Origin of the sequence: Psychrobacter sp. Ps2 (assembly GCF_022129405.1) — a bacterium.
In the GTDB taxonomy this organism is placed as follows: domain Bacteria; phylum Pseudomonadota; class Gammaproteobacteria; order Pseudomonadales; family Moraxellaceae; genus Psychrobacter.
On record NZ_JADQAM010000058.1, the window covers coordinates 1 to 23,788 of the forward strand.

Annotated in this window: 19 protein-coding genes; 16 read left to right on the forward strand and 3 right to left on the reverse strand. The window is 43.2% G+C overall.

What is annotated here, in order from left to right:
* The first annotated feature begins 833 nt into the window (after positions 1-833).
* The 4 genes from thrS (at position 834) to rnr (ending at position 7,356) form a co-directional block, all read left to right on the forward strand.
* Positions 834-2,768 (forward strand): threonine--tRNA ligase, encoded by a 1,935-nt coding sequence (thrS, locus tag I3254_RS09370; RefSeq protein WP_238052676.1) that lies wholly within the window; start codon positions 834-836, stop codon positions 2,766-2,768.
* A 23-nt stretch (positions 2,769-2,791) separates the two neighbouring features.
* Entirely contained in the window at positions 2,792-3,295 is a 504-nt protein-coding gene (infC, locus tag I3254_RS09375; RefSeq protein WP_057762155.1) for a translation initiation factor IF-3, read from the forward strand.
* Positions 3,296-3,695: 400 nt separating this feature from the next.
* The gene (locus tag I3254_RS09380) at positions 3,696-4,940 is read left to right on the forward strand and encodes a toxic anion resistance protein (protein ID WP_238052677.1); all 1,245 of its coding nucleotides are present in this window, start codon (positions 3,696-3,698) and stop codon (positions 4,938-4,940) included.
* Between the two features lie 139 nt (positions 4,941-5,079).
* Positions 5,080-7,356, forward strand: coding sequence for a ribonuclease R (gene rnr, locus I3254_RS09385; RefSeq protein WP_238052678.1), 2,277 nt, complete (start codon positions 5,080-5,082; stop codon positions 7,354-7,356).
* 117 nt (positions 7,357-7,473) lie between these two features.
* Here the strand turns inward: rnr and I3254_RS09390 are convergent, their stop codons facing one another.
* From I3254_RS09390 to hisA, 3 genes are all read right to left on the reverse strand, one after another.
* Positions 7,474-7,755 carry a hypothetical protein gene (locus I3254_RS09390; protein WP_238052679.1) on the reverse strand — a complete coding sequence of 94 codons (282 nt, stop codon included), beginning with the start codon at positions 7,753-7,755 and terminating at the stop codon, positions 7,474-7,476.
* 81 nt (positions 7,756-7,836) lie between these two features.
* Positions 7,837-9,510, reverse strand: coding sequence for a mechanosensitive ion channel domain-containing protein (locus I3254_RS09395; RefSeq protein WP_238052680.1), 1,674 nt, complete (start codon positions 9,508-9,510; stop codon positions 7,837-7,839).
* Between the two features lie 89 nt (positions 9,511-9,599).
* On the reverse strand, positions 9,600-10,337 hold the full coding sequence (hisA, locus tag I3254_RS09400) for a 1-(5-phosphoribosyl)-5-[(5-phosphoribosylamino)methylideneamino]imidazole-4-carboxamide isomerase (RefSeq protein ID WP_102094878.1): 738 nt from the start codon (positions 10,335-10,337) through the stop codon (positions 9,600-9,602).
* Positions 10,338-11,433: 1,096 nt separating this feature from the next.
* Here hisA and I3254_RS09405 point away from each other — a divergent pair.
* From I3254_RS09405 to I3254_RS09460, 12 genes are all read left to right on the forward strand, one after another.
* On the forward strand, positions 11,434-12,786 hold the full coding sequence (locus I3254_RS09405; protein ID WP_238052681.1) for a Na(+)-translocating NADH-quinone reductase subunit A: 1,353 nt from the start codon (positions 11,434-11,436) through the stop codon (positions 12,784-12,786).
* Positions 12,787-12,791: 5 nt separating this feature from the next.
* Positions 12,792-14,027 carry an NADH:ubiquinone reductase (Na(+)-transporting) subunit B gene (locus tag I3254_RS09410; protein ID WP_057762164.1) on the forward strand — a complete coding sequence of 412 codons (1,236 nt, stop codon included), beginning with the start codon at positions 12,792-12,794 and terminating at the stop codon, positions 14,025-14,027.
* Complete coding sequence (locus I3254_RS09415) at positions 14,008-14,910, forward strand: Na(+)-translocating NADH-quinone reductase subunit C (RefSeq protein ID WP_057762167.1); 903 nt, start codon at positions 14,008-14,010, stop codon at positions 14,908-14,910. Before I3254_RS09410 ends, I3254_RS09415 begins: the two co-directional genes overlap by 20 nt.
* A gap of 1 nt (position 14,911) precedes the next feature.
* Positions 14,912-15,583 carry an NADH:ubiquinone reductase (Na(+)-transporting) subunit D gene (locus I3254_RS09420; protein WP_057762168.1) on the forward strand — a complete coding sequence of 224 codons (672 nt, stop codon included), beginning with the start codon at positions 14,912-14,914 and terminating at the stop codon, positions 15,581-15,583.
* Complete coding sequence (gene nqrE, locus I3254_RS09425) at positions 15,583-16,191, forward strand: NADH:ubiquinone reductase (Na(+)-transporting) subunit E (protein WP_011281361.1); 609 nt, start codon at positions 15,583-15,585, stop codon at positions 16,189-16,191. Before I3254_RS09420 ends, nqrE begins: the two co-directional genes overlap by 1 nt.
* 122 nt (positions 16,192-16,313) lie before the next feature.
* Positions 16,314-17,549, forward strand: coding sequence for an NADH:ubiquinone reductase (Na(+)-transporting) subunit F (gene nqrF / locus I3254_RS09430; protein ID WP_102078341.1), 1,236 nt, complete (start codon positions 16,314-16,316; stop codon positions 17,547-17,549).
* A gap of 177 nt (positions 17,550-17,726) precedes the next feature.
* Complete coding sequence (locus I3254_RS09435; protein WP_238052682.1) at positions 17,727-18,527, forward strand: SDR family NAD(P)-dependent oxidoreductase; 801 nt, start codon at positions 17,727-17,729, stop codon at positions 18,525-18,527.
* A gap of 123 nt (positions 18,528-18,650) precedes the next feature.
* Positions 18,651-19,805, forward strand: a complete 1,155-nt coding sequence (locus tag I3254_RS09440; RefSeq protein WP_238052683.1) for an FAD:protein FMN transferase — start codon at positions 18,651-18,653, stop codon at positions 19,803-19,805.
* Positions 19,806-20,005: 200 nt separating this feature from the next.
* Positions 20,006-20,251: a (Na+)-NQR maturation NqrM gene (gene nqrM / locus I3254_RS09445; protein ID WP_102091068.1), complete on the forward strand. Its 246-nt coding sequence runs from the start codon at positions 20,006-20,008 to the stop codon at positions 20,249-20,251.
* A gap of 395 nt (positions 20,252-20,646) precedes the next feature.
* The gene (locus I3254_RS09450) at positions 20,647-21,879 is read left to right on the forward strand and encodes an MFS transporter (RefSeq protein WP_238052684.1); all 1,233 of its coding nucleotides are present in this window, start codon (positions 20,647-20,649) and stop codon (positions 21,877-21,879) included.
* A 311-nt stretch (positions 21,880-22,190) separates the two neighbouring features.
* Entirely contained in the window at positions 22,191-23,045 is an 855-nt protein-coding gene (locus I3254_RS09455) for an arylesterase (RefSeq protein WP_238052685.1), read from the forward strand.
* 12 nt (positions 23,046-23,057) lie between these two features.
* Complete coding sequence (locus tag I3254_RS09460) at positions 23,058-23,777, forward strand: ABC transporter ATP-binding protein (RefSeq protein ID WP_238052686.1); 720 nt, start codon at positions 23,058-23,060, stop codon at positions 23,775-23,777.
* The last annotated feature ends 11 nt before the right edge of the window (positions 23,778-23,788 follow it).

Sequence of the window (23,788 nt, forward strand, 5' to 3'; positions counted from 1 at the left end):
TTTAGCGAGCTGACCATCATATCATGTTTTAATAGTCTGTCAACTTCTTTTTTTAATTTGTTTCAACAAGTTAACTGGGTTATTAATGTGTAATCTACACACTAGCTACTTCCAGCTCGTCTTGATGAGGTGCGTATTATAGACGGTTTATCTTTTGTGTCAACCCGTTTTATTAATGTTTTTAATCTTATTTTAGCAGATGGATAAATCTGTATTTTTTTCAATGGGTTATAGAATTGAGGTTCTCTATTTTTTAAATACTAGTGTGCAATATGTTTTAATCCACCAATTTTCATTGAAAACAAGCTTTATCTAATATTCACAACTGGGCTTATTCGTCCTGATATTCTTACATATCTCTTCTAAGTAAATTGTCTCTCATATTTTTCAATGTTGATATTCATATAATCAGCACTATATATAAGCTAAGTTATTCAGGCTTATATGACGCTTTCAATATACTGTCCTATATAGTGCAGTATTTGATACTACCTTTATCATAAGATATGGCTCTCATATTAGTCGCCACGCAATCCCTTGATATCTAGTGTTGAGAGACGGTTTTTGCTATAATAGGTATTTTGCTGCATTACTTATATATGTTGGCTGTTATATTACTTCTATAGCGAAATGCATTTTGCTGCAATGCTATTGATTGACTGGCTTCGAGCCTTATATCAGTTCTAGCATATATAGTCATATTAAGACTCTAGGTAATGCGTCTCTCTCACAACATATCACAATGATTAGATATAATTGACGTGGTCTCACGGTTATATGATTGATGGTTGCAATCATCACTGCCAACGGACCCAATAATAGGCGAATAGATTATGGTAGCGATTACTTTACCCGATGGTAGTGTAAAAGACTTTGAAGGTCATACAACAGTCATGGAAGTGGCGCAAAGTATTGGGACAGGACTCGCTAAAGCGACAGTTGCTGGACGTGTAAATGGTCATCTGGTAGATGCACATGATCCTATCGTCGCTGATGCCAATGTTGAAATCGTAACGCCAAAAGACGACGACGGTGTTGATATTATTCGTCACTCATGCGCTCACCTGTTAGGTCATGCTGTTAAACAGCTCTACCCTGATGTGAAAATGGTCATTGGTCCTGTTATTGATGATGGTTTTTATTACGATATCTTTAGTGAAACGCCATTTACGCCTGAGCATATGGAAGCGATTGAAAAACGCATGATGGAGCTGATCAAGCAAGATTATGACGTTATCAAAAAAATGACGCCACGTGCTGAAGCGATTGAGATATTTGAATCACGTAACGAAGACTATAAGTTAAAGCTTATTAATGATATGCCAGGTGAAGAAGCCTTTGGTCTATATCATCATCAAGAATATGTCGATATGTGCCGTGGTCCGCATGTGCCAAACACGCGCTTTTTGAAAGTATTTAAACTGACTAAAATGTCAGGTGCTTACTGGCGCGGCGATGCGAAAAATGAGCAGTTACAACGTATCTATGGTACTGCGTGGGCTGATAAGAAACAGCTAAAAGCTTATATCCAGCGTATTGAAGAAGCAGAAAAACGTGACCATCGTAAAATCGGTAAAGCGCTGAACCTATTTCATATGCAAGAGCAAGCGCCAGGTATGGTGTTCTGGCATGCTAATGGTTGGACGATTTATCAAGTACTTGAGCAATATATGCGCAAAGTACAATACGATAACGGCTACGAAGAGATTAAAACCCCTCAAATCGTTGATCGCAGCTTGTGGGAGCGTTCAGGACATTGGGGCAACTATGCAACCAATATGTTCACGACTTCTAGCGAAAACCGTGATTATGCAGTAAAACCGATGAACTGCCCTTGTCATGTGCAAGTGTTTAATCAAGGTTTAAAGTCTTATCGTGACTTACCACTGCGTATGGCTGAATTTGGTTCTTGTCATCGTAATGAGCCATCAGGTTCATTGCATGGTTTGATGCGTGTACGTGGTTTTACTCAAGATGATGCGCATATCTTCTGTACGCAGGCACAGATTCAACAAGAAGTTGCTGACTTTATTAAGCTAACGCTTGCCGTCTATGAAGATTTTGGCTTTGATAATATTATCATGAAGCTCTCTACCCGCCCTGAAAAACGTGTTGGTAGTGATGAGTCTTGGGATTTTGCAGAAAAAGCGCTAGCAGATGCGCTTGATAGCTCAGGGCTAGACTGGGATTATCTACCTGGTGAAGGTGCATTCTACGGTCCAAAGATTGAGTTCAGTCTAAAGGATTCATTAGGACGTATTTGGCAGTGCGGTACTATTCAGGTTGATCCAAACATGCCTGAGCGCCTAGATGCTGAATTTGTTAATGAGCAAAACGATCGTGAAGTACCTATTATGTTGCACCGTGCAATCTTAGGTTCGTTTGAGCGTTTCATCGGTATTTTGATCGAAAACTATGCCGGTTGGATGCCAGTATGGCTAGCACCGCAGCAAGTTGTGGTCATGAACATCACTGATAAACAGGCTGATGCATGCAAAAACGTAGTTAGCGAGCTCAAAAATGCAGGTTTGCGCGCTATTAGCGACTTGCGTAACGAAAAGATTGGATTTAAGATACGAGAGAAAACATTAGAACGTATTCCCTATATGCTAGTATTAGGGGATAAAGAAGTCGAATCGGGCAGTGTCAACGTCCGAACTCGCGAAGGTGAGAACCTTGGCGTGATGAGTGTTTCTGAATTTATTACATTAGTACAGACCGCTGTCAGTAAAAAAGGCCGACAGACCCCAAAAACAGATGAGGAGTAATACCTATTAAACAGTCCAACCGTTTGAACATCAACGAAGATATCAATGTCAAAGAAGTCCGTCTCGTTAAAGAAGATGGCGAGCAAATGGGCGTGGTTGATATCGCAACCGCGATGAAAGCGGCACGTGATGAAAATCTAGATTTGGTCGAATTAGTTCCTGAAGCTAAGCCGCCAGTATGTAAGATCATGGATTATAAGCATTTCCTCTATGATCAAAAGCAAAAGGCTAAAGAAGCTAAGAAAAACCAAAAGCAGACTCAGCTTAAAGAGATGAAGCTACGTCCTAGTACCGAAGAGGCCGATTATCAGGTTAAACTGAGAAAAATCGTGAGCTTCTTGGAAGATCAAGACAAAGTTAAAATTAGCATCCGTTTCCGCGGACGTGAAATGGCGCACCAAGATATTGGTCGCAAACAACTTGATCGTATCATTGAAGATACTGCTGATATCTCAAACGTCGAACAGTACCCTAAGATGGAAGGTCGTCAGATGGGTATGCTGCTTGGACCCACTAAGAAAAAGTAATCTGTTTATTGGATTGCTTTGAGTGGTGGCTGTTAGTCTATATAGCTATTTATAACTCTAACCATCAATATGCTGCGGGATATTGATGGTTTTTTATTATTTGGACTCAAAAACGGCAGTAATGAACGCAGCTATATTGAACATAAATAGCCTAGCATCATTGATTGACGCTATTTTACAAAACCCACCTTCTCAACTTTCTGATTACACGGTAATCTAAAGGTCTAGTTATATTTACTAGTTAGTATTTAGCAGTAACTAATGATCATTTGATAAAAATTAGTACGAGCTAAAAACATTAATGTATAAAAGCTAAGTGTATAAATAAAAACAATGTATATCACGACTGTCAGAGTCGTTGAAAAAAACACTTCCCTTCTCCGATATCAGAGGATATTTCATGCAAGAATTGACGCCACCAGAAAACGCTACAACTCCCAGTATCTCTCTAACAGCACCTGAACCTGTCAAAGAAATACAGAAAAGTGAAGCAGATCAGATGGTCAAATTGGATGAAAGCCAAATTCCTGAGCTCGATGCCAAGGTTGATGCTTTTGTTGATCATGTGCTGACCAACTCTGTGCATAGCGATGAATTTCGACAGAACGTGCAGTCTATTCATAATTTAGGTACCAAAGAGATTCGTGAATCTGCACAAGTATCTAACCGAATGTTAGATTTGCCCGCAAAAAGTCTGAATGACAGTTTATTCGACAACTCTCCTATCGCCAAATCGCTAACGGAACTACGCGGGATTGTCGAAGACTTAGATCCAAGCAAAAAGGAGCTAACCAGCTCACGCAAGCTGTTCGGTCTGATACCATTCGGCAATAAGGTGCAAGATTATTTCCGTCAGTATGAATCAGCACAATCACATATCAATGCCGTTGTGACCAGTCTCTATAATGGTAAAGATGAATTGCTCAAAGACAATGCGATGATTGAGCAAGAAAAAGTCAATATGTGGGAGCTGATGCAGTCTATTCGCCAGTATGTCTATGTTGGCAAAAAGATTGATGAGCAGCTTGAGCATAAGGTCTATGCCATAGAAGCAACAGATCCAGAAAAAGCGCGCATCATTAAAGAAGAGATGTTGTTTTATGTCCGTCAAAAAAATACTGACTTTTTAACTCAGTTAGCAGTGAATGTACAAGGCTATTTAGCGCTTGATACCATTCGCCGTAATAACTTAGAGCTGATCAAAGGTGTCGATCGCGCAACCACGACCACGGTGTCTGCATTACGCACGGCTGTTGTTGTTGCCCAAGCAATGACCAATCAAAAATTGGTATTGGATCAAATCACTGCATTGAACAAAACCACCAGTAGTTTGATTGAATCAACTTCAGCGATGCTCAAACGTCAGTCAGGTGAAATCCATGAGCAGGCGACCAGCAGTAGCATTGAGCTTGATAAACTGCAAAACGCCTTCAATAATGTCTATGACACCATGGATATGATTAGCAATTACAAAATTGAAGCGCTAGAGAATATGAAGCAAACGGTCAATACACTGACCACGGAAGTAGATAAAGCACAAAAATACTTGGATAAATCAAATCAGACTACGGTACTAGAAGTCTCAAAAGAGTTGGATAGTAAAAAAATCACTAATCAATCGAGCAATGTCGATATCGATATTTGATTTATCCCTATAGCGGTCGCCAGAAAACTGACCGCTTCCTGCTACCGAATACACATAAGACAATTGACGCAAGATATTGCGACGTCGTTCGTGTTAAGATAGCCACTATTAATAATTTTAAAAATAGATACGGTAATTTATGAGTTGGAATGATCCAAACGCCTCAAGTGAGGCAAAAAAATATGACAACCCGATTCCTAGTCGTGAGCTGATACTCAGCACGATTAATGAACATGGGGAAGTCACGCATCAACAGTTGGCAAAAGCCTTTAACATTGATGATCCTGATCAGTTTGATGCTTTGGGCAATCGCCTAAAAGCAATGGCGCGTGACGGCCAAGTGAATCGTGATGGTCGTCCTTATCGCTATCGCACGGTGACTAAGCAAGATATCGTCTCAGGTACAGTTTCTGCACATCCAAAAGGTTTTGGATTTGTGGTGCTAAGTGATATGCCAGATTTGTTTTTGCATGAAAAACAAATGCGCTGGGTATTCAATGGCGACACGGTAGCAGCCGTCGGCACTTCGACAGACAATCGTGGACGTACCGAAGGGCGTATCGTTGATGTTGTCGAACGTCGTCAAAACAACTTTATCGGTACACTTGCTCGTGATGAAGACGGCTATTGTGTTGAGCTTGGTAGCCCAAACAATCATCAACCGATTACGGTTACTGATGACAATGTTCAGGCGCTAAATATTAAGCAAGGCGCTCCTGTCAAAGTCGATATCATTGACTGGCCAAACCAGCATGAATTTGCCACTGGTAAAATCACTGAAGTGCTGTCTGATGACAATGACCGTGAATTGATTATTGAGACTACCCTGCTCAACTATGATATTCCATCAGATTTTAGCGAAGCTGCGCTTAAGCAAGCTGATGACTATCAAGAGCCAACTGAGAAAGACATAAAAGGTCGTACAGATATACGTCATCTACCGCTTGTCACTATCGATGGTGAAGATGCTCGTGACTTTGATGATGCTGTATTTGCTGAAAAGCGTTCTGGTGGTAATTACCGTGTTGTGGTTGCGATTGCGGACGTCAGCTATTATGTGACACCGAATTCACCACTTGACCAAGATGCTTATGAGCGTGGTACTTCAGTATACTTCCCGCATCGTGTGATTCCGATGTTGCCTGAAGTATTATCTAACGGTCTATGTTCATTGAACCCTAATCTAGATCGCTTATGTATGGTTGCTGATATCAAGATATCGCGCGCCGGTAAAGTGACTGGATATGAGTTCTATCCGTCCGTGATGCACTCACAAGCCCGTCTAACTTATAATCAAGTAAATGATTATCTTGTGAACCCGAATGATAAGAGATTACCTAAATCATTAACGGGTAATAAAGACGTTAAAAAATCTGTTGATACCTTACATCAATTGTATGAGCTACTACTTAAAAAGCGTGAAGAACGTCATGCAATGGAATTCGAAACAGTTGAAACGTATATCAAGTTTAACGAGAAAGGCGGAATCGAAGCGATTTTACCGCGCACTCGTGGCGACTCTCAGAAGCTAATCGAAGAGTGTATGCTGCTTGCCAATACTTGTGCGGCAAACTTCGCACTTAAGCATGAGCTGCCAGTTTTATATCGTAACCATGATAAGCCTGATAATGAGAAGTCGATGCGTATTCATGAATATGCGAAAAACTTTGGCTTACCATTCCCCGAAGAGAATCCAACGCAAGCGGATTATCAGCGGATTATCGAAGCGACCAAAGACAGACCAGATGCCATCAGTATTCATAGCATGCTGCTGCGTTCAATGATGCAAGCAAATTATGCACCTGACAATATTGGTCACTTTGGCTTAGCATATGATGAATATAGCCACTTTACCTCGCCAATTCGCCGTTATCCAGATTTGATGCTGCATCGTGCGATTAAGGCAAAAGTTACCAACAGCCCACAGCCTGTTATGGACTTTTCTCTTGAAGGTGCTGGTACACAAACGTCAGATACAGAACGCCGTGCAGAAAAAGCATCACGTTATGTAGAATCTTGGCTCAAGTGTCACTATATGACCGATCATGTCGGTGAAGAGTTTGAAGGCGTTGTGACTACGGTTACTAGCTTTGGTCTATTCGTCACATTGACTGACTTATATATCGACGGTTTGGTTCATATCTCAAACGTTGGCGATGACTTCTTCGTCTATGATGAGCAGCAGCAGCAGCTTATCGGTAAAGATAAAGGTACGCTATTTGGACTGGGCGATTCAGTTAAAGTGAAGGTTGCGGGTGTCAATATGGATCTGCTACAGATTGATTTTGATTTGAAAGCTAAATTGCAATCTAGTGCAATGAACCAAAGCAAAAAAGGTCAACCGAAGAAAGAGCAGCCTAAGAAAGCTCCAGCAAAAAGAAGCAGCAACCGCAGAGGCGCTGCTAAAAAAAGCTAAGCTTAGGCTGATACTTAGATACTGATGTTGTAATACAATAAAAAAGGCTAACGTAATCGTTAGCCTTTTTTATGCTGTGTATTTTTCAATCATCAACGATATAGCTATTTATTGTGCCTATTGCGCATCGTCCAATTGGTCTACACGGTCTTGTTCGGCTTGCTGCGCTTGGTCAATTTTGCTAGTAGCATTATCTACGATCGCTTTCGGCTGTTGACTAAGTGGCTGGCTAGTAATATCTGTATCAGAGGTAGCTACTGTAGAATCAGGCTGTTCAGTCGCTACACTACTGGTCGCAATCTCTCTATTTTGTTCACGACTATTGCCATTTATAATGTTAAAGCCAAGCAATGCCACAATACCAATAACTGCAAAGATAATAACGTGTTTCATTTCCATAAAAAGCCCCGTATTTGAATAACCACCAAATATAGATTCTGTTGCATTTTTTATGCCTAAACCTTCTTTAACGTCTAACATCTATTCTTGCGGGCTATTATTATTCAATAAATCCGTCTCATCTGAGCTTTGAGCAATCTCTTGCTCAACCTTTTCCATCAGCTTGTCGTCAGGACGGGCGTCGAGAACCTCATTAGCACTGCGACCTTGCAAAATGGTTTTGGCTCGAGCCTTGGCTTGTTTTTTATCTTGGTCATCCGTATGACTCTCGCTGACCTGATTTGTTTCAGCAGGCTTAGGGATAGTCGGCGTAATCGTCATATCAGATTGAATATTATTAGCATTGCTGACACTGCTTTGCATGTGCTCAAAGGCTTTTTCTAACTTATTGTTGAAGCGCAGACGATAGATAGGCTCAGGTAAGCTAAAGCCTTTATCTTCTAGTGCATGCTTGGTCTCACGAATGGCGATACTGCGTGCTTTGGCAAAGTCAGTCTCTGATTGATCTACCCAAACCTGAAATTCCAAAACAATATTAGAATCACCCACATTGGTAATGACCGCAATTGCCTTAGGCTCATCCAAAACGAATGCCAGTGTATGTATCGCATCCAATCCGACTTTAATTGCTGCTAAAGGATCATCATTGGCATCAACGCCCAATTCAAAAGTAAATCGACGCTCAGGGTTTTTGGTGTAGTTTAGAATGGTACCTTTAAAGACTTCAGCATTAGGAATGCGCAACTGATTACCATCTAATGTCATCAGTATCGTCGCACGCGAGGTCAAACGAACCACGATGCCCTCTTGCCCATTAATTACGATATGGTCACGGGCACGAAAAGGTTGGCGAATGCTCAGCATTAGTGAAGCGATATAATTTTCAATGGTATCTTTGACTGCGAAACCAACCGCAATACCAATGACACCTGCTCCACCAAGCAATGTACCTAAAATAGTCTCTGCACCTATCAGACTTAGCCCTAGAATCAGACCAAAGATAATAAAGATGACTTTGACCGTTTGTGACAGCAGCTCAGCGACAAATGGATTGGGTGTTAGACGTTGCCACATCTTTTTGCGATTAGATAACCAACTGCCAAACCATGCTACCAAGGCAAATATAACGATGCCAACTAATAGTAGTGGTAGCGCCTTCACTAGATTGGTCACCTGTGCCTTTAGACCTTGATAGACCGTTGATACATTCTCTTGAACATCTAGTGTGCGGTTAATCCTGTCTTCTACAGTGACGACATCTGTTAGTCGGTTGGTTAAGTTAATCGCTTGCTGTGCTTTTTTTTCGTTGGCTGTCTCTCCCGTTAGGGTAACGACCCCTTGGGTGACACTAACATTGACGGCTTGTAAGCCTTCGATTTCAGAGAAAATACCGCTGATACGTTGACGAATATCGTTGTCTTTTTGCGGTGTGGGCGTGGTCTCGATTTGAGCATTGTTAGTGCTTTCGCCACTGATTACTGGCGGTGGATCAGGTGTTGGCAATGAGCTGGCGGGTTCTGTGGTATCACCTGTTGATGTCTCATTTTCTGATGTGGCAGAATTATCGTTAGATACGCTTTCCTCTATTATATCTACACCTTCAGTGGTCTCTATATCTAACGCCGTTGCGACACCAGAAATTTCTTCACTGGCAGCATGCGCTGAGAACGCAAAAAGGATGCTTAGTAGCAACACCATTTGACCCCACGCTTTTATAGAACTGCGTATTATTGGACGGTCAATGTAAGTGGCCATAAGCATCCTTTATTTTTTACGGATTTTTCTCGCTTAGCTGATTGCTAATAATTAGCTGCCTGATTTTAGCCGACTAATTTTGGCAGTCTTTAGCTATCTAAGTAAAGCTGTGCTTCGCTTAAGTTCAACGTGCCTTCATAGATAGCGCGACCGGTAATGATACCTTCGATACAATCACCATAAGGCTTCAACAGCTCGATATCTTTCATGTCAGTAACGCCGCCTGATGCAATCACAGGTAGTCCGCCTTCACGCGCCAAATTAACAGTTTGTTCGACGTTAACGCCTTGCATCATGCCATCGCGGGCAATATCAGTATAAACGATTGAAGACACGCCGACATCTGCAAAGCGCTTAGCAAGCTCGGTCGCTTTGGTATCTGTCACGTTTGCCCAGCCATGAGTGGCTACCATACCGTCTTTGGCATCGATACCGACGATGATATGTCCTGCAAATTCGCGGCAAGCTTCCGCGACGAAATTAGGATCCTCAACGGCTTTTGTACCGATGATGATATACGTCAAACCTGCGGTAATATACTGCTCGATGGTATTCATGTTGCGTACACCGCCACCCAATTGAATAGGCAGGTTCGGATAGGCTTTGGTGATATCATTGACCACTTGTCTATGTACTGGCACGCCATCAAAAGCACCATTCAAATCGACCAAATGTAAGCGACGCGCGCCTTCATCTACCCAACGCGCTGCCATGGCAACTGGGTCATCAGAGAACACCGTATCATCTTCCATACGGCCTTGTTTTAAACGTACACACTTACCATCTTTTAAATCAATAGCCGGGATAATGACAGGCACAGCACACATATAACATTCCTTATAAAGCACAAGATTGGCAATAAATTTAGTAAATTAAAATTTTGAGAATGAAACGTTATCGAAGCGTCAAATAACGAGAGAAAACGCTGCTTAAAAGTAGCATAAATTATGGACAGATCGAAAACTACGACATCGCTAAGTTAGCAATCTGTTTGAATACAAATAAGAAAGACAGAAACTAGACAATCATAACCATAAGTTTTAATACGTAGAATCACTACCAACAATCGTTAAATTCTATTACTGACTGGCAATTTTAGGTCAATTTAGCGTATAATCCTAGGTAAATTTTTATTTGTTTCTATGTGATAGTAACCATGTGTTACGCTTTTTGTTGAGTTGTTACAACTCACTAATACAGCATGGTGATCAGGATGGATCGAGCAATCATTCAATACGCCAATAAAATATTGGCTAAGAAATTGCTAAAAAGGACTATCTGAAAAAATCTCAACCAATAGTCTCTAAACCATCGATTCTGCGGTATTTAACCTTAATTAGATGTCTTGCAAGTCCCTATCACTAGCTAACTATATTAAAACCGTTACGATTAAAACTATAGCAGCTTATAATAAGTGAGGTTTGCTTATCAGTTGCTTAGCTAGTTTGTCTTTTAACCAGTATATCATCTACCTTAATAGATCGTTATTTGGCTACACTCTTATTCTATCGAATATCTTTAGACGATATTAGTGAACGAGAGATGGTCAAACATACTGGTGTTACAAGTTTTAAATTTCAATGAAACGTATGATAAAGCCATTTGTATTTAAATCAGTCTCTTTTAGCCATGCGCTGTAGCGATTGATTTCGATGAAACGGTTTTAGCATACACCTTGGTAGCCAGTCGCCACTTTGGTAATTCGAATAAGACATTAACGTGTTGTTAAGGAGTCTAAGGTCAGCGTTAATACTCTTACTAGTAGTTATGATCATGTATTGTCTTCACAGAGCTTTCATCCCTATTTCACTATAAAGGAAATAGACGATTGAAGGCTTTATTGAGTGATACAAATGTTCATGCTACCGATATACCAAACAGGACGTCTGGTATCGTTTTAGACTATGGACTAAGTTTTCGCTTATGATTACCATCAAAAAAGGTTTGGATTTGCCCATCACTGGTGAACCCTCCCGCGAGATATCTGAGCACCAACCGACACATGTAGCACTTGTTGGCTATGATTATGTGGGTATGAAGCCCACTATGAATGTCAAAGAAGGTGACATTGTAGCCAAAGGTCAGCCCGTTTATGAAGACAAAAAACGTGTTGGCGTGATCTACACTGCCCCTGCTGCCGGTAAGGTCGTCGCTGTTAAACGTGGCGAACGTCGAGTGTTTGAGAGTCTTGTGATTGCGGTCGACCCAAATGGTGAAGAAGTAGACTTTGAGCGCTATGACTCACAGCAGCTTGCTGACCTAGACTCTGAAGTCGTTGAAACCCAACTGATTGCCTCTGGCGAATGGACGGCGTTCCGTACGCGTCCTTATAGCCGCGCACCCGAAATCGGCGCTCGTCCACATGCTATCTTTGTCACAGCAATGGATACCAATCCACTTGCCTTTGACCCGATGCTTGTGATCAATGAGCAGCTACAAGCGTTCAATGATGGACTTGCTGTATTATCTACGCTTAGTCCAAAGACCTTTGTCTGCCATCGTGGCGATACCCAACTGACGCCAGTTACAAAAACTGCAGCAAATAACGTCACTGAGTATCATGGTTTTGCTGGTAAGCATCCAGCTGGTCTTGCTGGTACGCACATTCACTTTTTGCATCCTATCAGCCGCGGTGTGACCGTATGGACGATTGGTTATCAAGACGTGATTGCCATCGGTAAATTGTTCACGACAGGCCGTCTATATACGCGCCGCATGGTGAGTTTAGCAGGTCCTGCGGTCACTAACCCGCAGTTGGTTATGACTGAACGCGGTGCTGATATTACTGCATTGACCAAAGGTAAGCTGGCTGCTGGCGAGAACCGTATCATTTCAGGTTCAGTATTGTCTGGTCGCAAAGTGTTTGAAAACATCGCCTATCTGGGTCGTTTTCACAATCAGATCAGCGTATTGACTGAAGGCCGTGAGCGTCCTGCGTTCCATTTCTTTACTCCAGGTAAAAACCGCTTCTCAAAACTGCCTATCTATATTTCGCAGTTCTTTGGTGGCAAAAAGTACGACTTTACTACGACAAGTAACGGCTCACCACGAGCGATGGTACCAATCGGTGTCTACGAAGAAGTCATGCCACAAGATTACCTACCAACTCAGTTACTACGTGCATTGATTGTCGAAGACATCATTAGTGCCGTAGATTTGGGTGTACTTGAACTGGACGAAGAAGATTTGGCACTATGCACCTTTGTATCTCCTGGCAAATATGAATTCGGTGATATTTTGCGTGATAACTTAACGCGCATTGAGCTGGAGGGCTAACCACGATGAAATTTTTACACAATATGTTCGATCGTATGGAGCCATCTTTCACCAAAGGCGGCAAACACGAAAAGTACTACGCTATTTTTGAGATGTTTGATACGTTCTTACGTCAACCAAGCTCAACCACTTATGCATCATCACATGTACGTGACGGGATTGACCTAAAGCGTATTATGATTACCGTATGGCTATGCACCTTCCCAGCGATGTTTTGGGGTATGTACAACATTGGTCATCAAGCACTAACCGCTATCGCTCAGCTTGGCTTGCAGCCTGAAGGCTGGCGTACTGTGATCACTAGCATGGCAGGCTATAACCCAGATAGTATCTGGGCAAGCTTCGTCTATGGTGCGATGCAGTTTTTGCCTATTTATATCGTGACGTTTGCGGTAGGTATTCTCTGTGAGATTATCTTTGCTGTCGTCCGTGGACACGAAGTTAACGAAGGTTTCTTTGTGACTTCAGTTCTATTTGCATTATGTCTACCACCTGATATTCCTTTATGGCAAGTCGCCCTAGGTATTATCTTCGGTGTGGTTGTCGCAAAAGAAGTGTTCGGTGGTACTGGTAAAAACTTCCTTAACCCTGCCCTATCGGGTCGTGCATTCTTATACTTTGCTTATCCAGCCTATATGTCTGGTGACTCAGTATGGACAGCAGTAGATGGTTTCTCAGGTGCAACCCCTCTTGGCCTTGCAGCCCTTGGTGTGGTTCCTCAGGACTTCGTCGATGTCTATGGTAATGCCATCACGTGGAGTGATGCATTCTTAGGTAATATGCAAGGCAGTATCGGTGAAGTATCGACGCTGGCTATCCTGATGGGTGCTGCAGTGTTGCTATGGACGCGTATTGCTTCTTGGCGCATTATGGCAGGTTGTGTGGTCGGTCTGATTGCGACGTCTCTTGTGTTCAACATGATTGGCTCTGAAGACAACATGATGATGAGCTTACCGTTCTACTGGCACTTAGTTATCGGTGGCTTTGCTTTCGGTGCTGTATTTATGGCAACCGATCCAGTATCAGCTGCGCATACAAATAAAGGCCGCTGGGCTTACGGTATCTTGATTGGTTTTATGACCGTATTGATTCGCGTCATCAACCCTGCTTTCCCAGAAGGCATCATGCTGGCCATTCTATTCGCCAACTTATTTGCTCCATTGTTTGACTACTTTGTGACTCAAGCAAATATCAAACGCCAAACCGCTCGGAGGGTTCGCTATGTCCAAGCCCAAAAGTAATAACGCGAAAACCATCAGTGTGGCTTTGACGCTATGCTTGGTGTGTTCAGTGTTGGTCTCAGCAGTGGCTGTTGGTCTAAAGCCTGCGCAAGTCGAAAACGCACGTTTAGATCGCAACAAAAACATCTTAGTCGCGGCTGACATGTATGACGCTGAGTCTGATACAGCAGATGATGTTGCCGAACGTTTTAAAGATTTTGAAGTAAAAATCATTGATTTAAACGAAGGTACTTATCTCGATGATGATGCGCTAAAAACTGCTGGCATCCCTGATCGTAATGCTTATGACGCCAGTCAAGCGACAAAAAACCAAGCTTTAAGTGAAGACTTGGGTGACAACGATCCTGCTGGTATTGGTCGTAAGCCAAAATATGCCAAAGTCTATGTCAAAAATGATGACGCAGGTCAGCCAGAAACGGTTGTATTGCCAATTCAAGGCTACGGTCTATGGGGCACTATCTATGGTTTCTTAACGCTCGAAAGTGATATGAATACCATCAAAGGTATCAGTTTCTACGAGCATAAAGAAACCCCAGGCCTTGGCGCTCGTATCGAAGAGCCAGAGTGGCGTGCAAAGTGGAGCGGTATCGAGTCTTATGACGAGAATGGTAACGTTGCCACTGGTGTAACCAAAGCTGGTAACCCAAAAGAGAACTGGGTTGATGGCATCAGCGGTGCGACATTGACTAGCCGCGGCGTCAGCAACATGATTCAGTTTTGGTTAGGCGAGCAAGGTTATAAACCTTATCTAGATACGCTACGCGAAAAGAGCGGCCAAACGGTTGAAGGTGCAGACACGCAAGCAAATCAATCAAAGCCGGCAGCTCAACCTAAAACCGAATTGGCAGCCAAGCTACCAGTAGCAAACGGCAAGGAGGCATAACATGGCTGACACTAAAAGCATTTTAACCACGCCTATCTTTGATAATAACCCTATTGCCCTACAGATCCTTGGTATCTGTTCGGCATTGGCTGTCACCACCAGCATGGCTAACGCTATGGTCATGTGTGTGGCATTGACCTTGGTAACAGCATTTTCAAGCTTCTTTATCTCGATTATCCGTAAGCAGATTCCATCAAGCATTCGTATCATCGTACAGATGACGATTATTGCTTCGTTGGTTATCTTGGTTGATCAGGTACTAAAAGCGGTTGCTTATGACGTCAGTAAAGGTCTATCTGTCTTTGTTGGTTTGATTATCACTAACTGTATCGTTATGGGCCGTGCTGAAGCATTTGCTATGAGCAACCCACCAATCCCAAGCTTTTTAGATGGTATTGGTAACGGTCTTGGTTACTCAGCAGTACTACTATTTGTCGCAACTATCCGTGAGCTATTGGGTGCTGGTACTTGGTTCGGTATTACGATTCTACAGCCAGTTACTGATGGCGGTTGGTACATACCAAACGGTCTATTACTGTTACCACCATCAGCGTTCTTTATCATCGGTTTGTTCATCGCTGTGGTCCGTATCTGGAAACCAGAACAAGTTGAAGAAGCTGAGTTTGTAATGAAGCCGCAGTCTAAAGGCATGGCACATGGAGGCGGTCACTAATGGGACATTATGTTAGTTTATTTATAACCTCAGTCTTTATTGAGAACATGGCGCTTGCCTACTTCTTAGGCATGTGTACTTTTTTGGCCGTATCCAAAAAAGTCTCTACAGCGATTGGTCTAGGTGTTGCTGTTGTTGTCGTGATGGCAATTACCGTTCCACTAAACAATTTACTATTCCAGTTCATCCTAAAAGATGGTGCGCTGGCATGGGCAGGGTTCCCTGATATCGACTTGAGCTTCTTAGGATTGCTAAGTTATATCGGTTTGATTGCAGCTACCGTACAGATCCTAGAGATGTTCTTGGACAAGTTTGTACCGAGTCTATATAACGCACTTGGGGTATTCTTACCACTAATCACCGTAAACTGTGCCATCTTGGGTGGTGTACTATTTATGGTTGAGCGTGACTATAACTTTGGTGAATCTGTTGTCTATGGTGTGGGTGCAGGCTTCGGTTGGGCACTTGCTATTACAGCATTGGCGGGTATCCGTGAAAAGCTAAAATACTCAGATATTCCAGCACCGCTGCGTGGTCTTGGTATTACTTTTATCACGGTTGGTCTTATGTCGCTCGGCTTTATGTCGTTCGGTGGTATGTCCATCTAAACCGCTAAGCTCAAAGCTTTCATTAGCTATTTGACTTATTTAATTCATTTATTCGGTAGAGGTTTGGGTACAGCATAGATTATGCCCCCACACCCCTACCCCATAGATTAAGGATACCTACCATGGATTACGCTACGGCGATTGGTGGCGTTGCTATGTTTACCTTGATCATCATGGGCCTCGTCGCTATTATTTTGGCGGCACGCTCAAGACTGGTCAGTTCAGGCGATGTCACTATCCATATTAATGATAATCCCGATAATGATGTGGTGACACCAGCTGGCGGCAAACTACTACAAACGCTAGCGGGCGAAGGTATATTTTTATCTTCAGCTTGTGGTGGTGGTGGTACTTGTGCGCAGTGTCGTTGCCGCGTTATTGAAGGTGGTGGTTCTATTTTGCCCACCGAAGAAGGCTATTTTACTCAAGGTGAAATCCGCAATCACATGCGCTTAGCTTGTCAGGTAGCTGTTAAGCAAGACATGAAAATTGAGATTGATCCTGAGTTCTTTGATGTACAGAAATGGGAATGTGAAGTTATTTCTAACGATAACGTTGCCACTTTCATTAAAGAGCTGGTACTAAAAATTCCAGAAGGCGAAGAAGTAAACTTCCGCGCTGGTGGTTATGTACAGTTGGAAGCGCCACCGCATGAAGTGCACTACAAAGACTTTGTGGTTGATGAAGAATATAGAGAAGACTGGGAAAAATTCGGTATCTTCAACTATGTCTCAAAAGTTGATGAGCCTGTTATCCGTGCTTACTCGATGGCTAACTATCCTGAAGAGAAAGGCCTCATCAAATTTAATATCCGTATCGCAAGTCCACCGCCACGTGGTCCTGACGGTATTCCACCAGGCAAAATGTCTTCGTGGGTATTTAGCTTAGTACCTGGTGACAAAGTGACGGTTTCAGGTCCTTATGGTGAGTTCTTTGCCAAGAAGACCGAAGCTGAAATGATCTTTGTTGGTGGTGGTGCTGGTATGGCCCCAATGCGCTCACATATCTTTGATCAGCTTAAACGTTTGAATACTGATCGTAAGATTAGCTTCTGGTACGGAGCTCGTTCTATTCGTGAGATGTTCTACGTTGAAGACTATGATCAGCTAGAAGAAGAGTTCGATAACTTTGAGTGGCATGTTGCACTGTCTGACCCATTACCAGAAGATAACTGGGAAGGTCCAACAGGCTTTATCCATAACGTATTGCTCGAAAACTATCTGAAAGATCATCCAAACCCAGAAGACTGTGAATACTACATGTGTGGGCCACCGATGATGAACGCTGCCGTAATCGACATGCTACACAGCATGGGCGTGGAAGACGAAAACATCATGCTTGATGATTTCGGTGGTTAAGTTAGATAATTAATCTAGCAAAGTAAGGTTTAAGAATATAAAAAGAGTCTCAATTGAGGCTCTTTTTTTTGCGCGATTTTTACACATAGTAATGCCGTTGCAGACTACAAATCTAGCTAGTAGAGTCGCTTTATTATCCTATATTATGGACTATCTAAACATTGAGAAAGGACTCTTATGAAAACGAAATACAAAGATTTGACCATTTGGATTACCGGTGCTTCTAGCGGTATTGGGCAAGCATTAGCCGTTGCCTTCGCCAAACGCGGAGCTAGGATTATTCTAAGTGGACGTGACAGTGATAAGCTAGAGGTGGTCAAAAGCAGCTGCAAACGTGCTAACAAACATATTGTCGTTCCTTTTGATATCAGTGATGCCAACCAAACCAAAAAAGCTTATGCTACTGCTAAAGCTCAGGCGGGAAAAATCGACTGGCTCATCAATAACGCTGGTATCAGTCAGCGTTCGCTCATCATGGACACGGCTGAAGAAGTTGAACGCCAAATCATGGAAATAGATTACTTTGCTCAGACGCGTCTTACCAGACTTGCGTTGCCGGACATGATTGCACAAGGCGGCGGCAAAGTAGTAATGGTCTCGAGTGTGGCAGGTTTGCTGGGTACACAATATCGCGGCGCTTATGGAGCAGCCAAAGCAGCGCTGCATATGTGGGCAAACAGTTTGCGTGCTGAGCTACATGACCAAGGCATAGAAGTAGCCACGATATTCCCAGGGTTTATCCAGACCAATATCTCTATCAATGCGTTGACTGGCGACGGTAGCGCACAAGGTACGATGGATGAAGCAACTAATAACGGTCTAACTGCGCCTGAGTTTGCTAAACAAGTTGTGAAAGCGCTCACCAAGGGAGAGGAATATATCATCGTCGCTGGTCGTAAAGAAAAACTGGCCACACGGGTCAACCGCGTTTCTCCGCCAAAACTCTATAAGCTCATACGTGAGTCACAAGTAAAATAATTCGATCAACCGAACGAATTGTCGCTGAATGGTGCCTTCATTAGTATTTTTGGGTTCAAGGGGTGTAAAATAAGCGTGGCTTGTTTTACACCCTACTCATTTCTACGCCATACCGAAAATATTATGAAAAATACTATATCCAGCTTATCTTCCAAAAAATCTCTGCACCTTACCTTAGTAAGCGTCGTCAGCCTTGCTAGTACTTTAGGTCTCAGTGCTTGCCAGCAAACCCCAGACTATAACTATCTGATCGGTGAGACGATGGGAACGAGCTATCATATTAGCTATCAGTTGCCTGATGATGCGGACGAAGCTGCCATACAAGCTGCGGTAGACGAGCGCCTAAAACAAATTAACGATAGTATGTCTACTTATCAAAATAACTCAACGATATCTACATTCAATCGTTTGGGTAAAGACAAACCTATCACCATCGATGCTGATTTTAGTCGTGTGCTAGATGTCTCGCAAATTGTCTATCAGCAGTCTGGCGGTGCTTTTGACCCTACTGTTATGCCACTCGTAAACACGTGGGGCTTTGGAAGTACCATGACGGTCGAGCGCCTACAAAGTCCGCCAACCGCCATTGAGATTGCTCAAGCAAAAGCATTGGTCGATTTTGAGAGTATCATAAAAAAAGACGACACCATCTATAAGACCAAAGACGGCGTTGGTTTAGACTTTTCTGCCGTTGCTAAAGGTTATGGCGTCGATGTCATCGCTGATGTGTTGAGAGAGGATTATCAAATTCGTAATTACATGGTTGAGATTGGCGGTGAAATAGCCACCTCTGGTGTGAATAACCAGCAGCAGCCATGGCAAATTGCGATTGACGCCCCTATTGAAGGTAGTACTGTCAGCGAACGTCAGACCATATCTGCTATTCGCCAACCAAAAAATACGGCTAGCCAAATGCATCTAGCGACCTCTGGTAACTATCGTAACTCTGTCATATTCGATGGCAAACGCTATAGCCATACTATCGATCCGACAACGGGTAACCCTATTGCAGGCGGCGCACCTTCAGTCACTGTCGCAGCTGATTCGGTTGCACTGGCGGATGCGTGGGCAACTGCCCTTACCGCGATGCCTTATCACAAGGCACTAGATGTCGCTAAAACACAAAATCTGGCGGCCATGTTTGTGGTGCTAGCTGATGATGTAAAAGCAAAAGGTTCTGACGATATGTCTAACGAAGCTGCTGACGATGACATTGACGACTGGCAGGTGGTACAGACCCCAGAGATGAAAGCGTTACGTGCTGATAAAAAGCTCTAAACGTTCTCTAAGCTCTAGACGGTATACTCTACAAGCCACTGGTAAGTGATAGATGTGAAACAAGAGAATACGTTAACGCACAACGAGCTGCACTAAAATTTGCTATACTATTATACAGTTGTTATTAACGGTGCTTAGCTGTCATGAACTTAGACAGCACTACTAATAACTGCCCTATTTTTTAAAATGAGGTTTCCTCTATGCTTAGCCAACTGCTTCCTATGCTTGCCATTACTTTCACCGTATTTGTCCTATTCTTCATTTTTATGGGCATCGGTTATATGGTCAAAAAAAAGCCGCTTAGAGGATCTTGTGGCGGTGTTGCTAAATTGATGGGCGACGAAAATTGCTCGTTTTGTGGTAATGATCCCAATAAGTGCGATTCATTAATCGCTGAACAGCAAGAGAATGCATTAAGAGCTGCTCAATTGGGTAAATCGGTTTAATAGCCTATTGGTTACCATACGCTGGTAGCGTTTACCTGACATATGTTCTTATAATAGCGTCAAGTCATTCAAAAGTGACTTGACGCTATTTTTATTGTGCGATAAGACTATTTATTTAAGATTACTTATTATCGCCATCTCTTATTATCACTGTTCTATAGCCGTAACTCGAAGTAACCACACATATATTTTGACTAAGCTGCCTGCCAATTTAGCAAAGTCAGTTAAGCGAATGTATGTCTTACGCGCTACATATATTTTTCGGTCGCATTTAAGATATCGATTACCGTTTAGGTACGTGTCTGGGTAAATGCTCTCTGGTGTTATTTTATAAGCGGCGATTTCTTGGCGCTGTCTAATAACGTGTTCTTTTTCGCTGTCATCGTTGTGCTGCTATGTCTACCTCGTCCAATCTATCTGCTTCATCTAGCCTGCCATCCTCGCGCTTTACCTTTTGGTTGGTGCTGTGTGCCATGGTTCTGCTAGCCACCAATATGCGTGCGCCTATCGTCGCACTAGGTTCTATCGCCCCAGTGGTAAAAGACGCGCTTGATATCTCTGAGTTTCAGATAGGCTGGCTAGGGGCAGTACCTATGCTGAGCTTTGCCGTTGGTGCGCTGATTTCCCCAACCATTGGCAAGCGATTCGGACTAGAAAACACACTGATTGCTATGATTGGGCTATTGACGGTAGGAATGGTTATCCGTACTGCTATCCCGACGTGGAGTGGGTTTTTAATTGGTACTTTACTACTTACCCTCGCCATCGGCTTCGCTAATACTTTGGCAGCACCTGTCATTAAGCAGCGTACCCCGCAACATATTCCGCTAATTACTGGTCTGTTTAGTCTAACGATGACCACAGCAGCAGGTATCGTCGCAGGCGTCGTACTACCGTTATCGGAGCAAGTTGGTTGGCAGTGGGCATTAGGTGGTTGGACGATACTGGGTGTTTTTGCTTTCGTGGTTTGGTTGTTCTTACGTGTGCGTTTGGGTTCATCCAACCATCAAGCGGTTATTCCTGCGGCGTTAGGTTCTTCTGATATCTCCATGTGGCGAACCACCTTTGCGTGGCAGATTGCTATTTTTATGGGTTTGCAGTCATTATTGTTTTATACCGTCGCCAGTTTTTTACCATCGATTTGGGTGAGTAAGGGACTATCTGCCGTCAGTGCTGGACAGATGGGCTCCGTATTTCAGTTTATGGCACCAGTCTCTATCTTAAGCCTAACTTGGCTAGTCAATCGTGGCCGCCCTATTCAAGCGTTGGCGGTATTTGCTGCTGTGCTAAATGTTATGGGTATATTGGGTGTCAGTTACCTATCGACTGATTTGGCATGGCTATGGTCAGGCATGATGGGCATGGGCTGTTCGGCGATCTTTACCTTGAGCATGATGCTGTTCTCTATGCGTACTTATACGACCAATCAGGCAAGTGAGCTGTCTGGTATGGCTCAAGCAGTTGGTTATGTCATTGCGTTTTTTGGCCCATTGGGTACAGGTTGGTTGCATGAAATGACTGGTAGTTGGAGTATGCCGCTTTTTATTATGCTGATACTGATGATTGTCAACGTCGTGATTGCTTGGCTTGTTAGTCGTCCAGTGATGGTCGATGGCAAATATATTTGATTACTATCAGCTTTCATTTCTATCAGTTTTTGTGGTCTACAAGGCCATGATTGCTAACGCGCAATAAAGCGGCCTTAAATTAACCTTAGGCCAATATAGGTCACTGTCTTATTTTGCTATAGTCAGTTCAATATAACTTGGATACTTAATATAATCTGGATACTCAATATAATCCGGATACAAGGAAGGTGAGTGAAAGTACTACCAATAGTAGACTGAACGATCCTGACGATTTATCCGACTGATACTGTATCTGGTTTAGATAGGATTTGACTAGACACTGGTTTGATTGCATATAGGACATAACACCCATGATGAAACTTCCCTCTCGTTTTGCTCAGCGTTTGCCTGCTATCGCTATGCTCGCAGCTGTAATGGCTATCAGTGGCTGTCAGAAAGATGCTGAAACGACATCTGCTACTGACACGCAGAGTACCAGTACTGAAGCGACCAACAGTCAAGCCAGCACTACTCCAGTAGCAACTGAAAACGCAGCATCAACTGATCAACAGGTCAAATCCTCATCACTGACTATTTTAGCGCTTGGTGACTCACTGACAGAAGGTTTGGGAGTGGACAAAGATGACAACTACCCTGCTCAGTTAGAAGATCGTCTACAAGAGATGGGCTATGCTAACGCCAAAGTTATCAACTCAGGTCTAAGCGGTGAAACCAGTACGGGATTGGTCAATCGATTGGACTGGGTGTCGCAAACCAAACCCGACATCACCATATTGACTATCGGTGCTAACGATGCGATACGTGGTATCGATGTAGCAACCATTGAAGCCAATATTCGCACTGCGGTTAAGCACCTGCAAGACAATGGTAGTGTCGTTATCTTAGGCGGTATGTCGATCTATGACAATCTAGGCAGTGAATACGTCGCGGCATTCTCAGACATTTATCCTCGTATTGCGAAAGACATGAACCTGACGCTTATTCCGTTCTTCTTAGAAGGCGTCGGCGGTGACCGAGAGCTTAACCAAGCGGATGCGATTCACCCGACTAAAGAAGGCTACGAGATTATCGTTAATAACAATATCTTGCCTATTCTAGAGCCTAAATTAAATGAACTAGAAGAGCTAAAAACAACCGATACCGATAACACAGCTGCAACGGCTCAAGACAATACGACAAAAAATAAGACAAACGAGACTATTTAACGAGATACTGTAATGACATTATCACCTTCGACTGTCACAGCAACGCCACAAGCAGATGCTAAGACACAAGCACTACTGACCGCTTCACAATTAAACAAAACCGTGCAAGTCGGTGAGCAAAAGTTGTCCATCATCAAAGACGTGGATATCTATGTCAACGCTGGCGAGTTTGTGGTCATCATGGGCAAATCAGGCTCAGGCAAATCTACTTTGTTAGGTTTACTCGCAGCATTAGACTATCCCGATAGCGGTACGGTATCGCTGGCAGGTCAAATGCTTAGCAGTCTTGACGAAGATGCGCTAGCCGTCATTCGTCAGCAAGATATGGGCTTTGTCTTTCAGTCATTTCATCTACTGCCCACACTGACCGTCGCTGAAAATATCGCCTTTCCACTTGATATTGCCAGACGTCCAAGCCTAGCACGCGTAGACGAGCTGATAGATGCGGTCGACTTAGGGCATAGACGTAACAGCTTACCCAATCAGTTGTCAGGTGGTGAGCAGCAGCGTACAGCAGTAGCACGAGCACTGGTATCGCATCCAAAGATTGTTTTTGCGGATGAGCCAACGGGCAACTTAGACGAGCAAAATGCCGATCAAGTCATGCAGCTGCTATTGGATTTACGCCAACAGGTTGGCTCGGCACTGGTGGTCGTGACTCATGACCCTGCACTTGCCGAGATGGCAGATCGCGTCATCACCATGCATGACGGCCGCATTGTACCTACATGAATAACTGGATT